This is a genomic window from Bacillus sp. B15-48, assembly GCF_016879755.1.
GTDB lineage: Bacteria > Bacillota > Bacilli > Bacillales > Cytobacillaceae > Mesobacillus_B.
The window spans coordinates 203,515-227,347 of record NZ_WOFU01000004.1 but is presented as its reverse complement, the minus strand read 5'-3'; the positions used below and the strand labels follow the sequence as shown (position 1 = coordinate 227,347).

Genomic DNA, 23,833 nt, shown 5'->3' with positions numbered 1-23,833 from the left:
AACAAGTACAAGACAATATTATCGTCTTTTCTTTTTGGTGTCTTTAACTAATGATGGTTTTTTAATTACTGGATGAAATTTAAAATGAACTTGAATGAGATCTCCATTAATTTTATTGACACTTAAAATATCTGCTTTTCGGCCTTTTATAATAATGATATCACCGACTGATGCTACAAAATTTTCAACGAGATGACTAAAAATTAGTGATTTATTTTCAAAGTATTGAATTACAATCATCTTGCATTTCTCCTTCATTATTTTTACAAATTCCCCGTTTATGTGGCTGCACTATAGAATATACACATTATTAATAAAGGTGAGTAATAAATAGATGAATATAGGAAAAAACAAATTGCTTATACCCAATATTCTAATTTGACGATGTTTGAAAAAATAAGCGAAAAAAAACCGTTTAAATTGGGAAATACCCAAATTCCCCTAAAAATAAAGGAAGTTTTTCCGGTTATCTTATTTAAATCTTTAGATTTTGACTTATATTGGGGGGTTAACTGGAATTTCTCCGCTTATATCTGCTTATTGAGCTTCCAACATATACGTTAAGCGGAAATTCTCCGCCTATGAATTCATATACCTACACGAAAATGAACAATAACAGAGCCTTAAGTAAAAGGGGGGATACGTGAACATGGATTTGTAGTCGCCATTTCATTTTTTCTTTTCTAGTTTACATAATATATATTCTCGGAAGTTGTGAATTATAAAAAACGTTTTATCTCATTTGCTAAGTATACTTGTGTTAGTGAGACGAAACGTTTTTTCATACTAAAACAAATCTTTGTTGCATTTATAAATTTTTAAAAAACAAGAACAAAGATTTTACATTACTCACGTAAATTCTTTGTTCTTTATGAATTAAACTGTTCTATTTAGTTAGTTGATCATTAATTGACATTAGTCGAACATTTTTTGACATTAACTTCCCCTTTAGTTTACATAATATAATTATTAGTTTATTTTATTTAAAATAAACTTCACACTTTCGTTTGACTCCCTCTTCGTTTGTTTGCAGCCGCTAAATATTGTCTTGGTGTGCCATAATATAATATTTGATCATACTCTGGATAAATCGATTCAAACTGTATATATATTGAACTATCAAGTAGCCACGGGTAATGTAAAAAAAGATTGCGATCACCGTAAATAATCGCAGTTAAAGCGAGTTCGAGCTCTTTTTTGAAAATTAAATAGCGTACTTTCGCAAATTTTTCATCAAACTCGCCACCACTTATATATACCTTCCCTAATAACATGTATTCACCGTCTCTCGTCTTCCATTCCCCGAGTACTTCATCACGTAGTTTTTGATCAAACTCTACGTAATCATACTTTCTGCCAATCGTTAAATACAGTTCTCCCGTTTCATCAGAATGGGTCAACGTATATTTCCTACCTTCTATTGGCCCAAATCCATTCATTGGTGGCGAATACTTTACATACAATTTATCTGGATTAAATTTGTTCACGGCAGAAAACTCCTTTCCAGAAAACTTACCTATTATTACCATAATATATGTTTATTGGAAAGGAATTGTTACTTTTGCCTAGAATTTTCATGTTAATCATTATTTTTTCGAACAGATGTTTCAATCAGCTGCCATTTCCCATTTTCAAGCAGCCACTTTGATTCTACAACACCTACGGGGACTCCGTTCGCAACTCCGTTAAACTTTTGTACCCCTTTTAAACCGAGACGATCTCCTTCTAACTTTATTGGTTGTAAAGTTGAAAAAGGCTCAACAACTAGCTCCATTGGTTCATTAAGTTTTCCGTTAATATATAAACCGAGTTGATCATATATATCTTTTCGATTTTTCAAATCAAATGTAAATGTTTCATTTGTATCAATAATTTTAATAGAGGCCTCATATTCATCTTTATATTGAGAACTAATCATTAACGACTCTGGAACATTAAGATTTACTTTTCTAGCATCTTTGAATGAATATAAATAATAATGTGAAGTCTCATCGTCTCCGCCCGTTTGAACATCAACAAGTACATCATTTACACCATCATTATTTAAATCATGAAAACTTATTGTCGGTGAATAACCCTCTTCCAACTTTATCTTGTGAGATTTACCCTCTGATGTTTTTACTTTCATAATAATTTCCTTTAAAAAAAGAGATTCATTTTCTAAAGGAATTCCTTTAAACGTAATTAGATCTTTTTTTCCATCACCTGTTAAATCAACTTGTTCTGAAAGAATAGGTTTATTTTGCTCACGGTCATCAATAGCAAAAACAACCGTAATCGCAGATAACAAAATCGTAAAAAAAATGGCAACTGGTAGTAAAATTATTTTGTTCATATTCTCTCCTCAGCTAAGTTCTTTTTATATTATCTAAAATGCCCATTTTTGGGAGTGAATATGCAAAATTCCTTACAGTAAAAATTAAGTTTTATTTTTTAAGCTCATGTTTATTTTTGTTATGAAAATCATTCACTAGAGAACAAAAAACTAGTTCAAATTGAACTAGTTTTGGTTTCATTCTTTTAATTCTCATTCGTACCAGCATCCAACTTCCATAAAGCACTAAGTTGTCCACTTTCGTTATCATCAAATATAAAAGAACCATTTGAATAGCGATCATTGAACCGAAGATCACTTGGCTTAATGGTAATTAATTGCTGTTTATCGGTTAATAGGAAGATTTCATCATTTTTGGTGGCGATTTCTACACCTGCAATCCGATGCGGATGGTTCTTTAATTCACGTAACATGACCACTCCTCGCTTCGAACGAGTCGATAATTCAAATTCAGAAAGCTTCATTTTCTTGACAGCCCCTCGCTGGGTGGCAAGGATAATTAGTTGTTCAGAAGCTTCATCGGCTATTTTCCCTCCAACCACATAATCACCGTCTTTGAGATTGATTCCTTTTACGCCTCCAGCCCTAATTCCAATAGGACTAACCTCTTCTTCAGCAAACCATAACCCAAATCCTAAATGTGTTGCAAGGAATAAACTTTTACTTCCGTTTGTTAAATGAACATCGATTACTTCATCATCAGCTTTGACGTTCATCGCTGTCAATGTTTTAGAATAGCGTTGTGCCCTGTATTGTTTTAACTCGGTTTTCTTAACCATTCCGTTACGAGTAACAAATAACAAGTATTCCTCATTATCAAAATTATTCACTGCTACCGCTTTTATAAGTTGCTCATCCCGTTCAAGCGGAACAATATTGGCAACATGTTGCCCAAGATCTTTCCAACGGATATCTGGAAGCTCATGAACCGGGATATACAGATAATTCCCTTTGTTCGTAAATAAGAGAAGAACGTCTTTCGTATTCATCTCAAATTGCGCAAGTAACCGATCCGTCTCTTTCATTGCAAAATCTTGGCCGTTCGAAGCCGCGTATGACCGCTGACTTGTACGTTTTATATATCCGTCTTTTGTTACGGTAACAATCACATCTTCACTTGCAATGAGCACTTCCATATTAATCTTAATTTCTTCTATTTCTGCCTCAATTTTTGTTCTCCGCCCATCGGCAAAGCGCTTTTTCACTTCTTTTAATTCTTTTTTTATCACTGAATTCATTTTCTTTTCACTTTCAAGAATGGACACAAGCTCCTTAATCTTTTCAGAAAGTTCTTCTTGCTCCGCTCTTAAAGCCGTGACGTCCGTGTTTGTTAACCGGTATAGTTGTAAGGAAACGATGGCTTCTGCTTGTGCCTCAGTGAACATAAATTTTTCAATTAAGTTATTTTTAGCATCACGTTTATCTTTCGATGCACGAATCGTTGCGATCACTTCATCGAGAATCGATAAAGCTTTTATTAAGCCATCAACGATGTGTTGTCTATCCTTGAACTTTCTCAAATCATATTCAGAACGCCTAGTAACTACTTCTCGTTGATGAGCGATATACGCATCCATTAAATCTGCTAGTCCCATTAACTTTGGTCGCTTATTATATATAGCGACCATATTGAAGTTATATGTGACTTGTAAATCTGTATTCTTAAATAAATAATTTAAAATGCCTGTTGCATCGGCTTCTTTTTTTAATTCAATAACCATTCGTAGTCCGGTACGGTCGGTTTCATCACGAACTTCAGAAATCCCTTCTACTTTGCGGTCGAAACGAAGTTCATCGATTCGCTTAACAAGATTCGCCTTATTTACTTCAAATGGAATTTCTGTCACAACAATTTGTTGTCTGCCTCCACGAATCGTTTCAATGTCCGTTTTTCCGCGTACGATGATTTTTCCTTTTCCTGTTTGATACGCTTTTAAAATGCCGTCCACACCTTGAATAATCCCACCAGTTGGAAAATCAGGACCTTTTACGACAGTCATTAAGTCCTCAACAGAGCAGCTTGGTTTGTCCATGCGCATAATAACCCCGTCAATCACTTCGTCAAGAGAATGAGGGGGAATATCAGTTGCATATCCAGCGGAAATTCCAGTTGATCCATTTACAAGCAAATTGGGAAACATCGATGGAAGAACGGTTGGTTCCTTTGAAGTATCATCGAAATTTGGAATGAATTCAACCGTTTCTTTTTCAATATCTCGTAACAATTCAGCAGAAATAGCCGCAAGACGAGCTTCGGTATATCTCATCGCAGCCGGTGGATCGCCATCATTACTCCCGTTATTTCCATGCATTTCAATTAAAACGTTTCGCACTTTCCAATCCTGGCTCATCCGTACCATGGCTTCGTAAACAGACGAATCTCCGTGCGGATGATAATTACCAATCACGTTTCCAACTGTTTTAGCTGATTTTCTAAAGCCTTTTTCATGCGTATTTCCTTCAACATGCATCGCATACAAGATTCTTCGTTGAACAGGTTTTAATCCGTCACGAGCATCAGGAAGAGCTCGCTCTTGGATAATATATTTGCTGTAACGACCAAAGCGATCACCAAGGACATCTTCTAGAGGCAGGTCGCGAAATTTTTCTACAGAGCTCATTCTTCACTAACCTCCTCTGCAACAATGATATTTTCATTTTCTAAAATATTGTCGCCTTCATCCAATGTAAAGGCTACATTCGCTTCAATCCATTTCCGTCGAGGTTCGACTTTATCTCCCATTAGGGTTGTTACTCGACGTTCTGCACGGACAGCGTCATCAATTTTTACGCGAATCAAAGTTCTAGTCTCAGGATTCATTGTAGTATCCCATAGTTGATCAGCATTCATCTCACCTAACCCTTTGTATCGCTGAATGATGTATCCTCTGCCAATTTTATTAATCGCCCCTTGTAGTTCGTCATCACTCCAGGCATATTCAAGGACTTCTTTCTTTCCACTCCCTTTGCTGACCTTATAAAGTGGCGGTAGAGCGATAAATACTTTTCCTGCTTCAATAAGCGGTCTCATATAGCGATAGAAAAACGTAAGAAGCAATACTTGGATATGGGCCCCGTCCGTATCAGCATCAGTCATAATTACAACTTTGTCATAGTTTACATCTTCGACTATAAAATCGGCGCCGACTCCAGCACCAATTGTGTAAATGATCGTATTAATTTCTTCGTTTTTAAAGATATCTTGAAGTTTAGCCTTTTCGGTATTAATGACTTTTCCACGCAAAGGAAGAACGGCTTGAAACCGTCTGTCACGTCCCTGTTTTGCTGATCCTCCAGCAGAATCTCCTTCTACCAGATAAAGTTCATTTCGTTTTGGATTTTTACTTTGTGCAGGAGTTAGTTTCCCGGAAAGAACAGTTTCAGATCTTTTTCGTTTCTTTCCGCTCCGTGCATCTTCCCTTGCTTTTCGGGCTGCTTCTCTCGCCTGAAAAGCTTTGACCGACTTCTTAGTTAATAGAGAGCCCGTTTCCGGATTTTCTTCTAAAAAATAAGCAAGATTTTCCGAGACGACTGAGTCTACTGCTGAACGAGCTTCACTTGTTCCTAACTTTCCTTTTGTCTGTCCTTCAAACTGAAGCATATCTTCAGGGATTCTGATAGAAATAATCGCTGATAACCCTTCGCGAATATCTGCTCCCTCAAGATTTTTGTCTTTTTCTTTTAATATGCCAGCCTTCCGAGCATATTCATTAAAAGCTCTAGTCAGCGCTGTTTTCGCTCCAATCTCATGAGTACCTCCATCTTTCGTACGAACACTATTTACAAAACTTAAAATGTTCTCTGAATAGCCATCGTTAAATTGGAAAGCAAATTCAACTTCAATTTTCGAATTTTCACCTTCAAAACTAACAACTGGATGGAGTTCATCTTTTTCCTCATTTAAATATTCAACGAAAGCCTCAATACCCGTATCATAATGAAAAACATCTCTGATATCTTGGCGTTCATCAATAATTTCAATTTTTAATCCTTTAAGCAAAAATGCAGACTCGCGCAGCCTTTCGCATAAAGTCTCGTAATTAAAGGTAGTTGTGGAAAAAATTTCACGATCTGGTTTAAAGTGGATGGTTGTCCCGGATTGATTCGTTTTCCCGATTTTTTCTAGAGTCGTAACTGGCTTTCCTCCGTTTTCGAATTTTTGTTCGTAAACAAAGCCATCTCTCTTAATCGTGACAACTAATTTTTCTGAGAGCGCATTAACAACAGATGCTCCTACTCCATGGAGGCCCCCACTTGTTTTATACCCACCTTGCCCAAATTTCCCTCCGGCATGAAGAATGGTAAGAATAACTTCTGGAGTAGGTTTTCCAAGCTTATGCATTCCTGTTGGCATTCCGCGCCCTTTATCCTGAACAGAGATGGAGTTATCCTTGTGGATTTTAACAATAATCTGATCACCATAACCTGCGAGAACCTCGTCAACGGAATTGTCAACGATCTCATAGACTAGATGATGAAGCCCTCTGCTATCCGTACTGCCAATATACATACCAGGACGTTTACGGACCGCTTCAAGCCCTTCTAGTACCTGTATGGCATCATCGTTGTATTGAAATGCTTGTTGGTTTCTAGCCACTAAAATACCCCTTTCATAACTGCAACGCGCATTGACATCTGTTTCTTGTCAATGTTTCAACATAATATTCGGTCTGTAGTTTGATTAATCCTTCAAAAATAAAAAAAGACCTTACAAACATTTGTTCTTTGTTTTTAGTTTATCACAATTTTTTTTACTCCTAAGCTTTATTTTAGCTCTTTCTCACGATTTAGCAAATTGAATTCTTATTTACCGCAATAACCACTCATATTTTCCACATTTTTGGAGACACTTTATTTTTTTGAAATGTTTTACAAAATATTCAATGATTCCCGCCTTTATTTTTAATTTACAAGCACAAGCTAATCGTATATCAATGATGCAAATTATCGCAATGAATTAGGAGGTGTGGCTTTTTTGCGAACATCCAAGGTCATTTTACTTACAGCTGTATTAGCTGTTTTACTAATTATTTCAATAAACACATTGTTTCAACCAGAAACAGTACAAAATAGAATTCAAACACATGAAAACGAGCCAATCATCCTTAATACCAATAAAAAGACTCATCCGCAAATAATGGAAATTAATAATATCAAACGTGGCAAAGAAATTAAACAGCAACTTGATTACCAACAAGAAATTACCCATTTTCATCATAATAAACAAGATACGAGCCACTATCTAGATCACGAAGTAACCGTTCAGTTTAAGGACGAGCCAGAAGCGGAACAGTTGGATCAAATGGCAAAAAGAATTAATGGGTGGGTCGTCAAAAATGACGGACTGCTTTACGTTTTTCGCTCAAAGAATTTAGAAACACCAGAGTTAATAGAATATTTCCATTCAAAAGAAATTGTTGAGTTTGCTGAGCCTCAATATATTCTTATGCAGAATGAGATTCCCGAGCAACATCAATTTACCTTACCTAATGATCAGCTGTACATGGAAGATTATCAATGGAATTTACCGATAATTGGAACAGAGCATGGGTGGAATATTTCAAGAGGTAGTGAGGATGTCACAATTGCTGTCATTGATACTGGCGTTGATTTGGATCATCCTGATTTAGTAAATAGACTTGTGGAAGGTTACAATGTTTTAGGCGATAATTCATTTCCTGACGATGATAACGGACACGGGACCCATGTAGCAGGGATTATTGCATCGGAAACAAATAACCGTGAAGGAACAGCTGGTTTAACTTGGTTTAGTAAAATTATGCCAATTAAAGCGATGGGAACAGAAGGATTTGGGACGACCTTTGATATTGCAAAAGGTATTATATGGGCAGTGGATCATGGGGCAGATGTTCTTAACTTAAGCCTTGGAAATTATAAAGAATCCAATGTGTTAGAAAAAGCAATCCAATATGCTTATAATCATAATGTCGTCATTATTGCAGCTGCTGGTAATGATGCAACAAAACAGCCTTCTTATCCGGCTGCCTATCCAGAAGTCCTTAGTGTTTCCGCAGTAAGTATCGACGGTAGCCTTGCGGAGTTCTCAAATTACGGAAATTACATTAATATTTCTGCTCCTGGAGAGTACATCCCAAGTACTTATTTTAATGAACAATATGCTGCTCTTTCGGGAACTTCGATGGCAGCTCCACATGTTGCTGGATTAGCTGGGTTAATTAAGTCAACAAATCGCGATTTAACGAATAAAGAGATTATGAAGATCATTCAAACATCTGCGATCGATTTAGGTAAAAGAGGAAGAGATGACCAATTTGGCTATGGTATGATTGATGTGAACGAAGCCTTAAAAAAAGCTTCAGTAAAAAAGCAAACAAACAGGGAAAAAATTCAACAAAGACTAAATGTTCATCGCTAGCCTTTATCCCCTTCACAGGTTGAAGGGATTCAATATTAAAGATGCTGAAAAGGAAGGCGCAACATAGGCCTTCCCTTTCAGCATAGCATAGTATTAAATGTACTCTCGTTGATAGGTACTTTCTCCAATGCCTTTAAGCAAAGGTGGTTCGCTCTGGGAATACAAATATAACTCATGCATCGCCCGCGTACATGCTGTATAAAATAATTTTTGCTCACTTTTTTCACGATAACAGGACGCATTAAAAATAATGACAGCATCAAACTCAATTCCTTTGGCTAAATACGCGGGAAGAATGCTAATTCCTTTTTCATATGAAATCGTCCCCTTCTCGATTAACCTTGCATCTATTTTTTGACCGACTGAATCAAATATATAGCGGCTCTCTGCATCCGTACGGCAAATAATCGCAATCGTCTTATGGCCTTTTTCCTTGATTTTATTTACCTTTTCAGCAATAAGATTGAGGATTCGTTCTTCATCTTCATAAATGAAAAGTGTTGGCAAGTCCCCATTCCTATTAAAAGGTTCAATCAAATGTCCATCATCGATGAGCTCGCGGGTAAATTCAACGATTTGTCGAGTTGAGCGATAGGTTCTAGATAAAACAATCACTTCTTTTTCCTCAATCCCTAGTGCATCCTCAGCTAGGACCGTATCAGCCCCAGTAGGACCTGAGTAAATGGCTTGATTCATATCTCCAAGCAACGTTATTTTACTATACGGGAACAGTTTACGGATAAAAGCAAATTGAAATGGCGTATAATCTTGAGCCTCATCAATAAAGACATGACGAATGCTCGTATTCGATTTCCTTCCCTCAATTAAATCTTGTAAATAAAGAAATGGAGTCGCATCTTCGTATAAAAAACGCTTTAAATTTAGTTCTTGTTTTGTTAGAACAGCAATTTCCTCCCAAGAAGGCGGTAGAAAACCATCAGGATACTCATGACTAAACAGGTTTTCATAAATTACTTTCTTATTTATAAAATCTAGTCTTTTCACCCGATTAAACACGGGCTTTAAACGTTTAGAGACGAGCATTCTCGACAATACTTTTTTTTCTCGTTCGTAATCATCGAACGAATCTTCATTAAATGCCTTTTTTTCTTGTAAAAGTTTATAAGCATCAAGAAACTCATCTTTCTCTAAATATTGGATTTCTTCTTCAACCCAATCTTCCTTTTGCTCTTGTTTTGCTATTCTTTTTAACTCTTTTATTAACATCTCCTTCATCATTTGAATGCGATTAGGAATCGAGAGAGTTGAGTCAAGGGAATAAAAATAATGATAAAGTCGTTCTTTTGTAAACAAAATTTTGTTCCGGAAGGTAATGTTTGAAAAAACCAACCCACGCTCAGATAATTGCTTAACATATGTATCGATTACTTTTTTAAATTGGACGCTTGATTTAAATCGAAGACTTTCAATTCGGGTAGCATAATTACGATCATCACTGTTAGCCAGCAAATACTCCATTTGGTCAAAAATATCCTCTAGTTTAAACTTTTTCCCAATACGTGATAGCAAATATTCTTGAAAAGTCGCCTGCTGCATGTTTTCTTCTCCCAGTTCAGGCAAAACAGTAGCAACATAACTATTGAACATTGGATTTGGCGAAAAAAGCATAATATTTTCTGATTTTATAATATTACGATATCGATACAATAAATAAGCAATTCGTTGCATCGCCGCTGAAGTTTTTCCACTCCCAGCCACTCCCTTGACGATGAGGAGTTTGCTCTGTTCATTACGAATAATTTGATTTTGCTCTTTTTGTATCGTGGCAACAATGCTCTTCATTTGGGTATCAGCGTTATTTCCAAGCACTTCTCGAAGCATTTCATCCCCAATCGTGACGCCACTATCAAACATCGCCTTAATTTTTGCATCTTTGATCACAAATTGCCTTTTTAAATCCATCACTCCGGTTACTTTTTCTAAGCTCGTTTCATACTCTGCTGGCCCCGGTGGATAATCATAATAAAGACTTGAAATAGGCGCTCGCCAATCATAAATTAAAAAATCTTCATCTTTTTCATCCATTAACGAAGCAATTCCGATGTAAATAGACTCACTTAGCTTTTCGCCTGTTTCTGTAAAATCAATGCGCCCGAAGTAAGGAGAATTTTTTAATCTCATTAAGGTTTTTATCTGTTTATCCATTTGTGTATGACTTCGTTCTCGCTCAGATAGGAGCTCAGCTTGTTGCTTAATGCTTGTATATGTTTCACCAACATCATCAGGTTCATCGAAATTAACCGTTACATCCTCCCAAAATGTTTTCCTAATATGTAGCGCTTCAGACTCAATTTTACCTACATGAGTTTGCAAACGTGAAAACTTTTTTGTTATTTCGGTTGTTACCCAATCGACCCTATCTTGTTCTTCTTGAAGTGTCCTTCGTTCTTGCTCACTCATTAAATTCACTCCTTAACAAGTCACTATGTTCGTTGTTCTTATGTTTAGTATAGCTAAATTCATTTGTTGCTTATAAAGGAAACTCTTCTTTATCATGGAAAAAGCGGAACCATTATGGTCCCGCGTTATGTAGTTTATTCTCATTTTGTCATCGCATGTTCCACTTTGATACAACGATCCATAATTACAGTATATCCTTTGTCCTTTAAAAAATGATAAGCTTCTTCATTTTCAACACCAAGCTGCGCCCAAAAAACATCGGCATTGATTTCAGCAAACTCCTTTGCAATTTCTGGGAGGAATTCAGATCGCCGGAAAATATTAACAATGTCAACATGTCCTTCTATTTCTTTCAAAGAAGAGACTGCCTTTACACCAAGGATTTCATCCGCCTTTGGGTTGACAGGAATAATTTCATAACCAGCGTCCTGCATCGCCTTTGATACCATATACGAAGTTCGCTCAGGATTGTCACTTAAACCGATGACAGCGATTTTTTTTGATTTTTTCAAGATTTCTCCAATTTCTTCTCTACTTGGATTTTCAATCCCCATCTGCTTCAACACTCCCTTTATTTTCATTCTCCCCTATAATATTAACTTAGAAATAAAAAGAAATATAGCGAAGTGCATATTTTTATCGACTTCACCTTATATCTTTTAAGAAAATAGAAAATTTTTTGTAAGAACGTGGTACAATATCAATATTATTCACACGCTAAAGGGGAAATATTTATGGCAATAAACGCACTAATATTATTATTAGCTTACTTACTTGGATCCATTCCGTCAGGCCTCATTGTAGGCAAGCTGTTTTACAAAATCGACATTCGTGAACACGGAAGTGGGAATCTCGGAGGAACAAACAGCTTCCGTACACTTGGTGTAAAAGCAGGAGTAGCTGTCACCTTAGCTGATATCCTAAAAGGGACATTAGCAGCTAGTTTACCTCTTCTTTTTAATTCAGATCTACATATGCTTTTTGTAGGCTTATTTGCTGTTGTAGGTCATATGTTTCCGATTTTTGCAGGGTTTCGCGGCGGAAAAGCAGTGGCAACATCTGGTGGAATTTTACTAGCGTATGCACCCTATTTATTTTTGTTTATGCTTATCTTTTTCTTAATTAGTTTATTGGTGACAAAATATGTTTCGCTTTCTTCAATTTTAACAGCCGTTGCAACATTCCTGTATGCATCTTACACAAAAGACCCAATATTAATCCTCGTTGTCGCTCTATTAGCGATTTTCGTTATTTATAGACATCGAGCAAATATACAAAGAATCCGATTAAAAACAGAACCAAAGGTGAACTTATTTAAAAAAAGAATTCAATGAAAGAGAGAGAATTGGTCTCTCTCTTTATTTTATACTTTTAATAATTGAAATCTCGCTGAACCTAAAACATCTTTGACATAATCAAGCTTCGTGTGATTGAAATAGATTAAATCTCGTTCATGGATGAGAATATCAATTCCACTAAATGTATATTGATGATCATTTGTTATAGGCCGCTCTTCCAGAGACAGCTGAAGCTTAGGACCGCCTCAACCAATTCCCATTGAAAAACGAATGAATAATTTTTCATTTGCTGTTTGTTCGTTTTCAATTATTGATTTCAACATTTTTGCCGCACTTTCAGTTATACTAAACAATGTATAAACACCCCATTTACGTTTTAACACATGAAAATTTTATGAATTATTTCTTCAATTTCATACAAAATCCTACATTCATATTATATTATCATTAGACAATTAAAAATAAATATGCTCAAAGAGGGCTATAGGAGACTCTATTATGAAAAAAAACAAACATTGGGTTTTTGTATTTAGCATGATTTTCATTCTTCTCATAACAACTGGGTTCATTTTTCTTCAGAAAGAACAAAGTCATGCGAGAACAAATGACAAACTACTTATTCAGGAACCACATGCGATTAGAAGTTATGCAGTTACTGGAAAGACATATGAGCAAACAGTAACATTAGGAGCAGTAGGTGATATCCTTATCCATGACCGTGTTTACGAAGCTGCTCGAACAACAGATGGGTTTGATTTTAAGCCCATGTTTGCCGACGTTAAGCATATGATGATGGAACCTGACCTTTTGCTAGCGAATCAGGAAACCATTCTTGCCGGAGAGGAGATTGGACTTTCTAGTTACCCTTCTTTTAATAGTCCACATGAGGTTGGTTTTGCACTTCTAGACGCAGGGGTCAATATCGTTTCAACCGCAAATAACCATACACTAGATCGAGGTGAAAGAGGAATTCAACTGTCAATGAACTTTCTAAATGAAATCGGTCTACCTTATGTAGGTTCGTTTAAAGACTTTGAAGACAAGGATACACTTAGGGTTCTTACTAATAACGGGATAAAAGTTGCCTATCTATCTTACACTTATGGAACTAATGGCATTCCTGTGCCTGAAAACAAAGAATATCTTGTCAATTTAATTGATAAAGAAGCAATGAAAATAGAAATTCATCGCGCAACAGCCGAGGCAGATATTGTCGTAATGAGTATTCATTGGGGCAATGAATACCAACGCTACCCTGATGAGATTCAAAAGGAACTCGCCCACTTTCTAGTAAATGAGGGAGTCGACATCATCTTTGGTCATCACCCGCATGTTCTCCAGCCAATGGAATGGTTGAAAAATAAGGACGGTCGAAAATCTTTAGTCGTTTATTCATTAGGGAACTTCCTATCAGGACAAAAATGGGATTATAAAGATATAGGTGGAATTGTATCCATTGAAATAAAAAAACAGATTGGCCCATCTGGGACAACAATCGAATTGGGCACTCCTATATTTAAACCAACATACGTCTCAAGCTATGGACAAAGACAATATCGTCTCGTCCCCCTTGAAAATGCTGGGGATTTTGGGTTAGTAAATGCTCAAGCAAAGTATGACGAAATTATGGCTCATATGACAGAAAATCTAAATTGAACGACCTCCACCTAAATATAATTGTTTTGAAGGTATTCGTTTTATTTAAATAATTTAAGCAATAATAATACAGGTGACGGCAGATAATTCGACAAATGTTTATATTTCTTTTTATAATAGGATGACTTGCAAGATGGAAGGGGTTTGAGAATGGAAATAAAGATTAGCGATGAGGCAGCACAATGGTTTCAAACTGAGCTGAATTTAAAAGACGGAAGTTATATTCGCTTCTTCGCGCGGTATGGCGGGTCAAGTCCGGTTCAGCAAGGATTTTCGTTAGGGATTTCTAATGAAGAACCTGTAGCAGATATAGCTTCAGAAATAAGCAAGGACGGGATTACATATTATGTACACGAAAAAGATCTATGGTATTTTGATGGACATAATTTAATTGTAGAATATGATAAAAAAGCTGATGAACCAAAATATCTTTATCAGTAATTGTAAAAAGCAGACGAAACGTCTGCTTTTTACATGATCACCAAATAAGATGTGTCAATCCTTCTTTTCTTAAAATCTCGTCTCGCCTTGTTCCTAATAAATCAAAATGGGGCATGTCAGCCTTGCGTTTGTCAATCCACTCTGGTTGCAATCCATATTTCTCGCCCCAAGCAATCAATTTAGCCAAATCCTTGCATCCTACCTTTGTCACGGTGTTGTATTCTGGAAAACGTTCATCAACCCAGTAATGTGTCAAGAAGGAAATTTCCCCTCTAGCAACGCCTTCTTTCCAACGAATTAGCTCTGCTCTATTTATACCAAAAGCCATTTAACTTCACCTTTTAGCACTTTCAGATTTGGCCATTGCATTTTTATAAGCTTCATGCCATTCAGGGAACATTCGTTTTATAGCAATCGGACGAAAATTCTCTTTTTTTACACAAACATGTTTTGAACTTCCGATTAATGCGATTTCTTCGGATGAATTGTACACTTCATAATGATATGTGACACGAATTCCATCGTACTCTGCAATCCATGTTTTGATTTCAACTTCCTCTCCATAACGAACCGGATGTTTATACGATGCTTGGATATCGATAACAGGAGATAAAACACCATCCTTTTCCATTTCAGCATAATTAAAGCCTAAATCCTCAATTAGTTTTGTCCGTCCAAGTTCCATCCAAATTAAATAATTTGCATGATACACAACACCCATTTGATCGGTTTCTGCATATCGAACTTCAATTTTCTTCGATGAAATAAACATTTATGATGATTCCCCTTTACGAATTTTTTCGAGGGCCTTCTCGAAATCCATTTCATTTAGACTCATGGCCACTGTTGAAAGGTCGTGTATCGTTTGATTAGCTAAAAGTCTATATGCCTGTGCTTGAATGGCCTCGTCAATTAAATTAGCGGCAAGCCTTCCATTTCCGCCAATCCAGTCCTTTTCTAATGTTTCATAAATATAGTTTCGTGCCTTACCCGTGATATCATATTGATATTTTTCAGCGTAATTCACCATAATCTCGAGCAGCTCAGGAGTTGTATAATCCGGGAAGTGAAAAAATTTTTTGAAGCGTGAACGAAGACCTGGATTACTCTCTAAAAGTTCATTCATTTCCTTTGGATAACCGGCTAGAATCACAACAAGATTTTCATTATGTTTTGTCATCTCATCTACTAATGTATCAATGACTTCCTTTCCAAAATCTCCGCTTCCTTGACTTAATAGAGAATAAGCTTCATCTATGAACAGTACCCCACCAAGAGCTTCACGAATTTTCTTTTTCGTCTTCCCCGCAGTTTGACCAACATAACCTGCAACAAAGTCAGCTCTACTTCCAATAATTAAGTGTCCACGTTTTAAAATACCAGATTCTTTTAGGAGCATCGAATAAATTTTCGCTACAGTCGTTTTTCCAGTTCCGGGATTCCCAGTGAAAACAGAGTGTAATTGGATAGGAACGGTTCGTAGGTCCTTTTCACGCCTAAGCTGTTGCATTTTCACAAACGCGATGAGTGAATTAACTTCCTCCTTAACATTTTCTAATCCAATAAGTTGGTTCAGTTGTTCTCTTGCATCCACTTTTGGTTGGTCGAGCTCACGAACAAAATCCTCTTTCTCAAGAAGAGTATAACTAAAAAGATCGAGTTCCTTATCCTCTTGAGAGCCTTTTTTGAAAATTGCATCTTGGACGATATTACGGACCGTTCTGGCATTTCCAAATGTATCATCAACTCGCTCACGCTCAATACGATTAAGTAGTTCCCCTTTAGCCTCTTCTGATAAAACATAATCATTATCCGTTGCTAGCTGCTCACCTATTTGAAATAGTTCATCATTGCTATAATCAGGTAAATGAATAAAATTAGACTCCGGAAAACGGCTTCGCAGCCCAGGATTCGCATCAAGGAACTGTCTCATTTCCTCTGGATAACCAGCAAGGATTACCGCAAATTGATCTCCATACTCACTGCTTGTCATAAGTGAAACTAATGTATCAATAGCTGTTTGACCGTAATCATTCCCTGATTGCCCTTCCCTTTTTAAACTGTACGCTTCATCAATAAAAAGCACACCTCCAAGTGCTTTTTCAACAAATTGCCGAACATTCTCTTCTGTTTGGCCTACATAAGCACCAACAAGTTGAGAACGGTCTGCTTCAACCACTTCTGCTCTTGGAAGCACACCTAACTTATAATAAATTTTAGCTAACAAACGAGCAAGAGTTGTTTTCCCAGTACCTGGATTTCCTGTTAAAATCATATTTAAACTTAAGGTGTCTTTTGTTTGAAAACCAAGCTCTTGTCTTTTTTTCTGATATTTAAGATAGCGATAATAACGACTTACCCGATCCTTTACTGTTTCTAGTCCGATGAGCTTTTGTAGTTCATCTAAGGGGTCTGTTTCTGTTTGAGCTTGTGGCTCTTGAAACTTTTTCAACCACAATCCCTTCAATTCTTCAAGTCGCTTCACCCGAAGTTTCATCTCTTCATAATGCACCGACGTATGAAATACACCTGAAATGGACTGCTCATAATCTTCCGATGCCCTCAAGAGGGAAGCTGCTTCTTTTATGGCCCCTTCCAAAATACTAATCAATTCTACATAAGCGCCCGACTCATCCAAACCTTTATTCAAAATCATATGTAGTTGTTCAAGCGCATTTTCGGCTTGTCCAAGGAATTGCCGACAAACGGACACGAATTCTTCTGCTGTTTTCTTTTTTGCTGCTCGGTTATCCGTTTCCCTCAATGGTGGCAACGTCAATTCCGCAAAAACACTCTCCATTTCTTGCCATTTATGAGTAGCTAAAAATTGATTCGCTCGGTCATTTCTTGGATTTATACTGACTGCTTTTTCCATCCAATGGATAACGATCGCATCATTGCCTTTTCGTTTCATTCTTGAAAGTGCAGCAAGTACTAGTAAGTTTGATTTCTCAAGATGGTATTCTTCATCAGGCAATGTTTTTATATAGGTTAAAAGTGCACCTTCATCATCTATAAATCCATGTTCAGTGAGCTCTTGATTCCATTTTTTGTACTGTGATTTCACTTCCGATAATAATCTTTGTTGTTGTTCCATTTTATCACTTCTTTAATATAGGATTTACATCGTATCTTACCATATTTTAAAGATGAATTGGAAAAGACCTGCACAGTAAAGGCAGGTCTTTAAGTCGGTCGCAAAAATTATTCATTTCGATGTTGTGCTTCATCTTTGATTTCAGAGCGAAAAGCTTCGATTGATTTTCTCCGTCTTTCGTTCTTTGCTTCAATATTAGCTCGGTCTTGTGCTGATGAAAATTCCATAGCTGCTTCGGCATCTTCCATATTTTCAATGGTGTGATGAATCATCGACTGTAACTTCTCTACATTATCACTACGGTCATCAGGTTTCGGTTTATTATGAGCCATTGTTAAGCCTCCTCTTTTTGCGACCGAACTTATTTTGTGTCATAATCGTTTAAATTATAAAAGAATTTTTTTAAAAAAAATAAACAATAGAACCCGTCCTTGAAGACGGGTTCCCTACTTAATTTATTCGCCCTTCGTTTGAATCACCTGAGCATGCTCACCAGATTTATCTTGCATCTGTTTTCCCTTATTTCCACTAAATCCCCTAGGTTGTGTACCTAAGTGACTTGGAACATAACGTTTGCTATTACGTTTTGGATTACCCAAAATCATCCCCTCCTCTATTACTCAGTTTTTCCTATAAGGGGAGGGTTCATTTATGGAAACTTATGTTTTTACTCAGCTTTGCTAAGGCGTTTTTGTTCTAACTTTGCTTCCAACTTTTCCATGGCATCACGATCACTTAAAATCTGGCGTTTATTTTCTAAAACGAGCTCTTCAAAAGAACGTTTTCTAGGTTTTCTCATGACTTTCACCTTCCTTTGTTACCATTGTAACAGTTATTATCTCCGGAAACGGTCGCAATTATTACAACTTTTTGAAAATTTATTTCACTCTGTTGCTATTACTGCCTTTTTTGATAAAAAATAGAAAAAAGACATCATTACGATGCCTTTCTCATTGTTCAATGAACTCCTTCATTTGGTCTAGCGTCATTGCCCCAATATGTTTTTTTTTAATTTCTCCTTTTTCATTGACTAAAAACGTTGTCGGAATCGATAAGATTGAATACGCTTCGTTTATTTCTCCTGTTCGATCTAATAGAATCGGAAATGTCAATTGATTTTCCTTTGCGAATTGGGCAACATTATTTTCCGGGTCAATATTAATGGCAAGAATCTCTATTTCTTTCCCCGCCTCGTTATAAAGCTGCTGCATTGCTGGCATTTCCCATTTACAAGGCGGACACCAAGTCGCCCAAAAATTGATTAAAACTTTTTTACCTCGATACTGTTCCAGATTTATTTCCTTCCCATTTAAACTAGGTAAAACGAAGGAAGGTGCTTGCCTTTCAGCTTTTATCGTCTGTGACAACTCGATTTCATTTTTATTTACACCTTCACTACTATTCCCATGTGCTTGAATCGGTACTATACTGATCAGCAGAAGGAATAAAAGAATGGCTAACCTTAAACTAGTTTTTATTTTCTTCATCTGCTCCTCCTTACATCTATACTCATGTATAACATGTATTGTTTACCGGAAGAACAGAAAAAATAACGTCCGTAAAACCCAATAACTAATTATATAAATAATACCTCCATATACAATCCCATTCCTCACCAAGGAAAGAGAGAAGCCCTCATTCTTTACTTTCCAAGCGAAATATATACTAGCGGTACCAAAACCTATCATCATTTCACGCCAACTACCTGTTAAAGTAAGGGCAGCTAACAGATTGCCACTCCATAATTCAGGTCTCAACAAAACGATACTTCCTTTATAAACAACAACAGCAACTAGAACTGCATTTATTAAAACGTCAATATATTTATTATAATTTTCATGATTCTTTTTCAACAGTTTTGACAATAAAAAAAATGTAACCAATACAGCAATAATCGCAAATAACGAAGTAAATTTGATAATAAAGGGTCCTGCTTGAAATGCCCCCATATATCCCACCCTTAAAATATTTAATACAATTAATTTAACCTGAATTATTTCTCGAAGCAATTATTGGGATTTTGGCTATCAGTCAGATTTTTTTCTTGATTCCAATACTGATGATATTCATAATAAATAAGGACAGTGGATGCTAAACAAATGATGTTTTTGCAAATAATAAATATCTGCCTATTTTGATCGGACATTTTGATTAATTAGCACCTAACAGGGGGAATTGTAGATGAACAAAACAGAAACAATAGCACGTAAATTACTTGGTTGGAAACTTAATCGTTGGGATCGATGGTACGATACCGAATTAGGAACGTTCATCCCCGTAGCTGAATTTAAACCAGAACAAAGCATTGAAGATGCGATGATTATCGTTAAAAAATTAGAGAAGTTCGGATTTACATACAATCAAAAAGGAGAGTTTGAGGTTTGCTTTAATAATATTTGTGAAACTGGTGAGACATTGGCACAAGCGATTACAAATGCAGCTTATCTGATTGCTGACACTAGCTCAACCCGAGCCGAAGAATGGTTATAACCATAAAAAAATAGACCAAATCTCATGTCCACTCTATAAAGCGTGATGAGTTTTGGTCTAGCCTTTTTATTTTTGGGTCCTTCTCGAGGAAACTTCATTTAAACTAGTGTGGTTTTTCCATTACTAATATGTGTGGGACTAAGGAAGACCCAGGCTTTATTCCCGCAAACTTTTCTAATAACTCTAGCTGAGCATTTTGCGCTTGATTGATAGAAGACATTCCTGTCATCATTAATCTTCTAGCTAATTCTTCCATAGAATTTACCCGAGCGGTTACATCATTAGCATAATATAAACTCTCGCCTTTTTTAGGGTAATAAGATTGAATTTCATGATTTGCAGTAATAATATGATATTGAATTTGCCCATTATCTACAGAAATTCCGCCAATGACCGCTTCTAAATGATTTGTATTCCTTTCCCACTGATTCCATTCTTCTAGAACCGTATGAGCAATCTCTTGAAGTGTTTTCCCTTCTTCAATAAGGTTTCTAACCAATTGTACAGTTTCCTCACCAAGGTCATTTTCCCCGGAAAAAATGATAAAGGATTGTTGTGGAGTGATTTCATGGAAAGTCGTTTTTTCTTTTCCTATCTGGTCAGAATGTTCGTACTCATATTTGCCTAAAACAACCGAAATAAACTCTTCTTTCGCAACAATTGAGAATAGGCTCATAGAACTCTCTCCTTTCACCCTCCTACTTTAACAATACACCATTTAAAAGCGTTTTCAATATTATTTAAGCGGAAATTCTGAAAATTTAATAACATTTTAACACATTATAAAAACCCCTATGCTTTTATAAATGCATAGGGGTTTTACAAATTAACCTTTTAATTTGTCACGAAGAACCATTTGCAGAATACCACCATGACGATAGTAGTCAATTTCAACTTCAGAGTCGAAACGAACGACTGCTTCAAATGTCTTTTCGTTACCAGCTTCATCTGTAGCAATAACTTTAATAAGATCGCGTGGACGTACCTTTTCGTCAACTTGAACAGCGAATGTCTCTTTACCAGTTAACCCAAGAGTTTCAGCACTTTCGCCATCTTTGAATTGAAGTGGAAGAACACCCATTAATACAAGGTTTGAACGGTGAATACGCTCAAAACTTTCTGCGATAACTGTTTTAATTCCAAGAAGGTTTGTACCTTTTGCCGCCCAGTCACGAGAAGAGCCCATGCCGTAATCTTTACCAGCAATGACCATTAGGCCTGTTCCTTCTTCTTTATACTTCATACAAGCATCATAGATAGATGTCACTTCACCTGTTGGCCAGTGAGTTGTGTATCCACCCTCAGTACCAGGAGCAATCTGGTTCTTGATACGGATGTTTGCAAAAGTACCACGCATCATAACCTCATGGTTACCACGACGAGAACCGTAAGAGTTGAAGTCACGAGGCGCAACGCCTTTTTCACGAAGGTATTTTCCAGCAGGCGTATCTTTACCGATCGCACCAGCAGGAGAAATGTGGTCAGTTGTTACGGAGTCACCGAACTTACCGACTACACGAAGTCCAGATAATGGCTCAACTGTACCTGGCTCTGGGCTTAAGCCTTCAAAGAATGGCGGATTCGCAATGTATGTTGAATCCTCATCAAATGTATAAAGCGCATCATTGTTTGTTTTAATTTCGTTCCAACGCTCATTATCGCTGAATACATTTTCGTATTCACTACGGAACAATTCAGGAGTAACCGTTTTATTTACAACATCGTTTACTTCAGCAGTTGACGGCCAGATATCCTTAAAGAAGACATCATTTCCATCTTTGTCTTTGCCGATTGCATCGTTTTGAAGATCGATATTAACGGTTCCAGCTAACGCATAAGCGACTACAAGCGGTGGTGATGCTAGGTAGTTTGCTTTTACAAGCGGATGGATACGACCTTCAAAGTTACGGTTACCAGAAAGAACTGAAGTAACAAGTAAATCTGAGTCTGCAACTGTTTTCTCAATTTCAGGCAGAAGTGGACCAGAGTTACCGATACAAGTAGTACATCCGTAACCAACAAGGTTAAAGCCAATCGATTCTAGGTAAGGAAGTAATCCAGAATCACGAAGATATCCAGTTACAACCTTAGATCCAGGAGCTAAAGATGTTTTTACAAACTTAGGTACTTCCATGCCTAACTCTACTGCTTTTTTCGCAACTAAACCGGCACCCACAAGTACATAAGGGTTAGATGTATTTGTACAGCTAGTAATGGAAGCGATCGCAATCGCACCTGTTTTCATAGTAGCTTTATCGCCATTGTTGAATTCAACAACCGCTTCCCTTTCAATTTCAGCTGTTTCAAGACCAAAGCCTTGGTTACCAGCAGGAGCTGTCAATGCATCGTTGAAGCTCTTTTTCATTTCAGATAGTGGAATTAAATCTTGTGGTCGCTTAGGACCGGAAAGATTTGCTTCAATCTTAGAAAGATCAATTTCAACAACATCTGTATAAACTGGTTCAAGAGCTGGATCGAAGAATAAGCCGTTTTCCTTGCAGTATGCTTCAACCAGCTGAACTTGCTCGTCCGTACGTCCAGTTAAGCGCATATAATCAAGTGATTCATCATCAACTGGGAAGAATCCGCAAGTTGCACCATATTCAGGAGCCATGTTTGCAACTGTTGCACGGTCAGCAAGTGGAAGTGTTACCACACCAGGACCGAAGAATTCTACAAACTTACCAACAACACCGTGGCTACGAAGAACTTGAGTTACTTTTAACGCAAGGTCGGTTGCTGTAGAACCGTTAGGCATATCTCCTACAAGTTTTACACCGACTACCTCTGGTACCGGGAAGTAAGATGGCTGTCCAAGCATACCTGCTTCTGCTTCAATACCACCAACACCCCATCCAAGAACACCAATACCATTGATCATCGTTGTATGAGAGTCCGTACCAACTAATGAATCTGGAAATGCTTCGAACTCACCGTCTTCATTTTCGACCGCAAGAACAACACCAGCCAGATACTCAAGGTTAACTTGGTGAACGATACCAGTTGCCGGTGGAACAGCACGATAATTATCGAATGCTTTTTGTGCCCAGCTTAGGAATTGGTAACGCTCTGCATTCCGTTCAAATTCAAGGTCCATATTTGCTTTTAACGCATCAGAAGTACCGTACTTATCAACCTGTACAGAGTGATCAATTACAAGATCAACAGGTTTTTCAGGATTAATTTTATCAGGATCTCCGCCAAGGTCAGCCATCGCTTTTCTTAAAGAAGCAAGGTCAACAACAGCAGGAACTCCTGTGAAATCTTGAAGAATTACACGTGAAGGCTTAAATGGAACGTCTACTTCTTTAACTTCGCTTGTTCCCCATTTCGCGAGATTTTCTACATGTTCCTTCGTAATAACACGGCCATCTTGCTGGCGAAGAACAGATTCTAATAGTACTTTAATCGAGTATGGAAGCTTTGATACATTACCGACACCAGCTTCTTCAAGTGCGGCAAGACGGTAATAATTGTAGCGTTTTCCATTTGATTCAAAAGAACTGCGCGCTTTAAATACATCAAGGTCAGTCAATTGTTTTGTCACAAGATTTCCCCCTTTGGTCATAAACGTAACTATCATACACCAAATATATAAAATTGTCGAAAAGTTAGAATATTCGTCGACAAACTAACTTTTCTTGCAATTCTAATACTAATATAACTCTAAACATAAGTAAATGACAAGAAAGTTATTG

Annotated in this window: 22 protein-coding genes; 5 read left to right on the top strand and 17 right to left on the bottom strand. The window is 36.9% G+C overall.

The genetic code is table 11. From position 1 onward, the window contains the following. Positions 1 to 18 precede the first annotated feature (18 nt). The 5 genes from GNT69_RS14440 to parE all read right to left on the bottom strand — a co-directional run bounded on the left by GNT69_RS14440 (position 19) and on the right by parE (position 6,932). Positions 19 to 240, bottom strand: a complete 222-nt coding sequence (locus GNT69_RS14440) for a hypothetical protein (protein WP_203555685.1) — start codon at positions 238 to 240, stop codon at positions 19 to 21. 755 nt (positions 241 to 995) lie between these two features. Next, positions 996 to 1,487, bottom strand: coding sequence for a staygreen family protein (locus GNT69_RS14435; protein WP_203555684.1), 492 nt, complete (start codon positions 1,485 to 1,487; stop codon positions 996 to 998). A gap of 92 nt (positions 1,488 to 1,579) precedes the next feature. After that, positions 1,580 to 2,335 carry a hypothetical protein gene (locus tag GNT69_RS14430; protein ID WP_203555683.1) on the bottom strand — a complete coding sequence of 252 codons (756 nt, stop codon included), beginning with the start codon at positions 2,333 to 2,335 and terminating at the stop codon, positions 1,580 to 1,582. Between the two features lie 185 nt (positions 2,336 to 2,520). Continuing rightward, entirely contained in the window at positions 2,521 to 4,956 is a 2,436-nt protein-coding gene (parC, locus tag GNT69_RS14425; protein ID WP_203555682.1) for a DNA topoisomerase IV subunit A, read from the bottom strand. Continuing rightward, on the bottom strand, positions 4,953 to 6,932 hold the full coding sequence (gene parE, locus GNT69_RS14420; RefSeq protein ID WP_203555681.1) for a DNA topoisomerase IV subunit B: 1,980 nt from the start codon (positions 6,930 to 6,932) through the stop codon (positions 4,953 to 4,955). The genes parC and parE overlap by 4 nt, the downstream gene beginning before the upstream one ends. A 369-nt stretch (positions 6,933 to 7,301) precedes the next feature. On the opposite strand from parE, the gene GNT69_RS14415 reads away from it, so the two are divergent. Then, on the top strand, positions 7,302 to 8,732 hold the full coding sequence (locus tag GNT69_RS14415; RefSeq protein WP_481747639.1) for a S8 family peptidase: 1,431 nt from the start codon (positions 7,302 to 7,304) through the stop codon (positions 8,730 to 8,732). A 93-nt stretch (positions 8,733 to 8,825) separates the two neighbouring features. Here GNT69_RS14415 and helD read toward each other — a convergent pair whose 3' ends face one another. Next, on the bottom strand, positions 8,826 to 11,153 hold the full coding sequence (gene helD / locus GNT69_RS14410) for an RNA polymerase recycling motor HelD (protein ID WP_203555679.1): 2,328 nt from the start codon (positions 11,151 to 11,153) through the stop codon (positions 8,826 to 8,828). 140 nt (positions 11,154 to 11,293) lie between these two features. Next, positions 11,294 to 11,707, bottom strand: a complete 414-nt coding sequence (locus GNT69_RS14405) for a CoA-binding protein (protein WP_203556005.1) — start codon at positions 11,705 to 11,707, stop codon at positions 11,294 to 11,296. A gap of 180 nt (positions 11,708 to 11,887) precedes the next feature. Here GNT69_RS14405 and plsY point away from each other — a divergent pair, with 180 nt between their 5' ends. From plsY to GNT69_RS14390, 3 genes are all read left to right on the top strand, one after another. Beyond that, positions 11,888 to 12,487, top strand: a complete 600-nt coding sequence (gene plsY / locus GNT69_RS14400) for a glycerol-3-phosphate 1-O-acyltransferase PlsY (protein ID WP_203555678.1) — start codon at positions 11,888 to 11,890, stop codon at positions 12,485 to 12,487. 462 nt (positions 12,488 to 12,949) lie between these two features. Next, complete coding sequence (locus tag GNT69_RS14395; protein WP_203555677.1) at positions 12,950 to 14,107, top strand: CapA family protein; 1,158 nt, start codon at positions 12,950 to 12,952, stop codon at positions 14,105 to 14,107. Positions 14,108 to 14,257: 150 nt separating this feature from the next. After that, positions 14,258 to 14,548, top strand: a complete 291-nt coding sequence (locus GNT69_RS14390; RefSeq protein WP_203555676.1) for a HesB/YadR/YfhF family protein — start codon at positions 14,258 to 14,260, stop codon at positions 14,546 to 14,548. A gap of 37 nt (positions 14,549 to 14,585) precedes the next feature. On the opposite strand, the gene GNT69_RS14385 is transcribed toward GNT69_RS14390, so the two are convergent. From GNT69_RS14385 to GNT69_RS14350, 8 genes are all read right to left on the bottom strand, one after another. Continuing rightward, on the bottom strand, positions 14,586 to 14,876 hold the full coding sequence (locus tag GNT69_RS14385; RefSeq protein WP_203555675.1) for a hypothetical protein: 291 nt from the start codon (positions 14,874 to 14,876) through the stop codon (positions 14,586 to 14,588). A gap of 6 nt (positions 14,877 to 14,882) precedes the next feature. Beyond that, positions 14,883 to 15,320, bottom strand: a complete 438-nt coding sequence (locus GNT69_RS14380; protein ID WP_203555674.1) for an acyl-CoA thioesterase — start codon at positions 15,318 to 15,320, stop codon at positions 14,883 to 14,885. Beyond that, the gene (locus GNT69_RS14375) at positions 15,321 to 17,645 is read right to left on the bottom strand and encodes an AAA family ATPase (RefSeq protein ID WP_203555673.1); all 2,325 of its coding nucleotides are present in this window, start codon (positions 17,643 to 17,645) and stop codon (positions 15,321 to 15,323) included. A gap of 107 nt (positions 17,646 to 17,752) precedes the next feature. Next, positions 17,753 to 17,977 (bottom strand): small acid-soluble spore protein Tlp, encoded by a 225-nt coding sequence (tlp, locus tag GNT69_RS14370; protein WP_203555672.1) that lies wholly within the window; start codon positions 17,975 to 17,977, stop codon positions 17,753 to 17,755. 123 nt (positions 17,978 to 18,100) lie between these two features. Further along, entirely contained in the window at positions 18,101 to 18,244 is a 144-nt protein-coding gene (locus GNT69_RS14365; protein WP_203555671.1) for an acid-soluble spore protein N, read from the bottom strand. 68 nt (positions 18,245 to 18,312) lie between these two features. Next, entirely contained in the window at positions 18,313 to 18,444 is a 132-nt protein-coding gene (locus tag GNT69_RS14360) for an FbpB family small basic protein (RefSeq protein WP_203555670.1), read from the bottom strand. 151 nt (positions 18,445 to 18,595) lie between these two features. Beyond that, on the bottom strand, positions 18,596 to 19,132 hold the full coding sequence (locus GNT69_RS14355; protein WP_203555669.1) for a redoxin domain-containing protein: 537 nt from the start codon (positions 19,130 to 19,132) through the stop codon (positions 18,596 to 18,598). A 42-nt stretch (positions 19,133 to 19,174) separates the two neighbouring features. Then, positions 19,175 to 19,594, bottom strand: coding sequence for a hypothetical protein (locus tag GNT69_RS14350; RefSeq protein WP_203555668.1), 420 nt, complete (start codon positions 19,592 to 19,594; stop codon positions 19,175 to 19,177). Between the two features lie 232 nt (positions 19,595 to 19,826). Here GNT69_RS14350 and GNT69_RS14345 point away from each other — a divergent pair, with 232 nt between their 5' ends. Continuing rightward, positions 19,827 to 20,135: a BC1872 family protein gene (locus tag GNT69_RS14345; RefSeq protein WP_203555667.1), complete on the top strand. Its 309-nt coding sequence runs from the start codon at positions 19,827 to 19,829 to the stop codon at positions 20,133 to 20,135. 103 nt (positions 20,136 to 20,238) lie between these two features. On the opposite strand, the gene GNT69_RS14340 is transcribed toward GNT69_RS14345, so the two are convergent. Further along, positions 20,239 to 20,811 (bottom strand): hypothetical protein, encoded by a 573-nt coding sequence (locus tag GNT69_RS14340; RefSeq protein ID WP_203555666.1) that lies wholly within the window; start codon positions 20,809 to 20,811, stop codon positions 20,239 to 20,241. Between the two features lie 150 nt (positions 20,812 to 20,961). Continuing rightward, positions 20,962 to 23,682: an aconitate hydratase AcnA gene (gene acnA, locus GNT69_RS14335; protein WP_343206504.1), complete on the bottom strand. Its 2,721-nt coding sequence runs from the start codon at positions 23,680 to 23,682 to the stop codon at positions 20,962 to 20,964. Positions 23,683 to 23,833 lie beyond the last annotated feature (151 nt).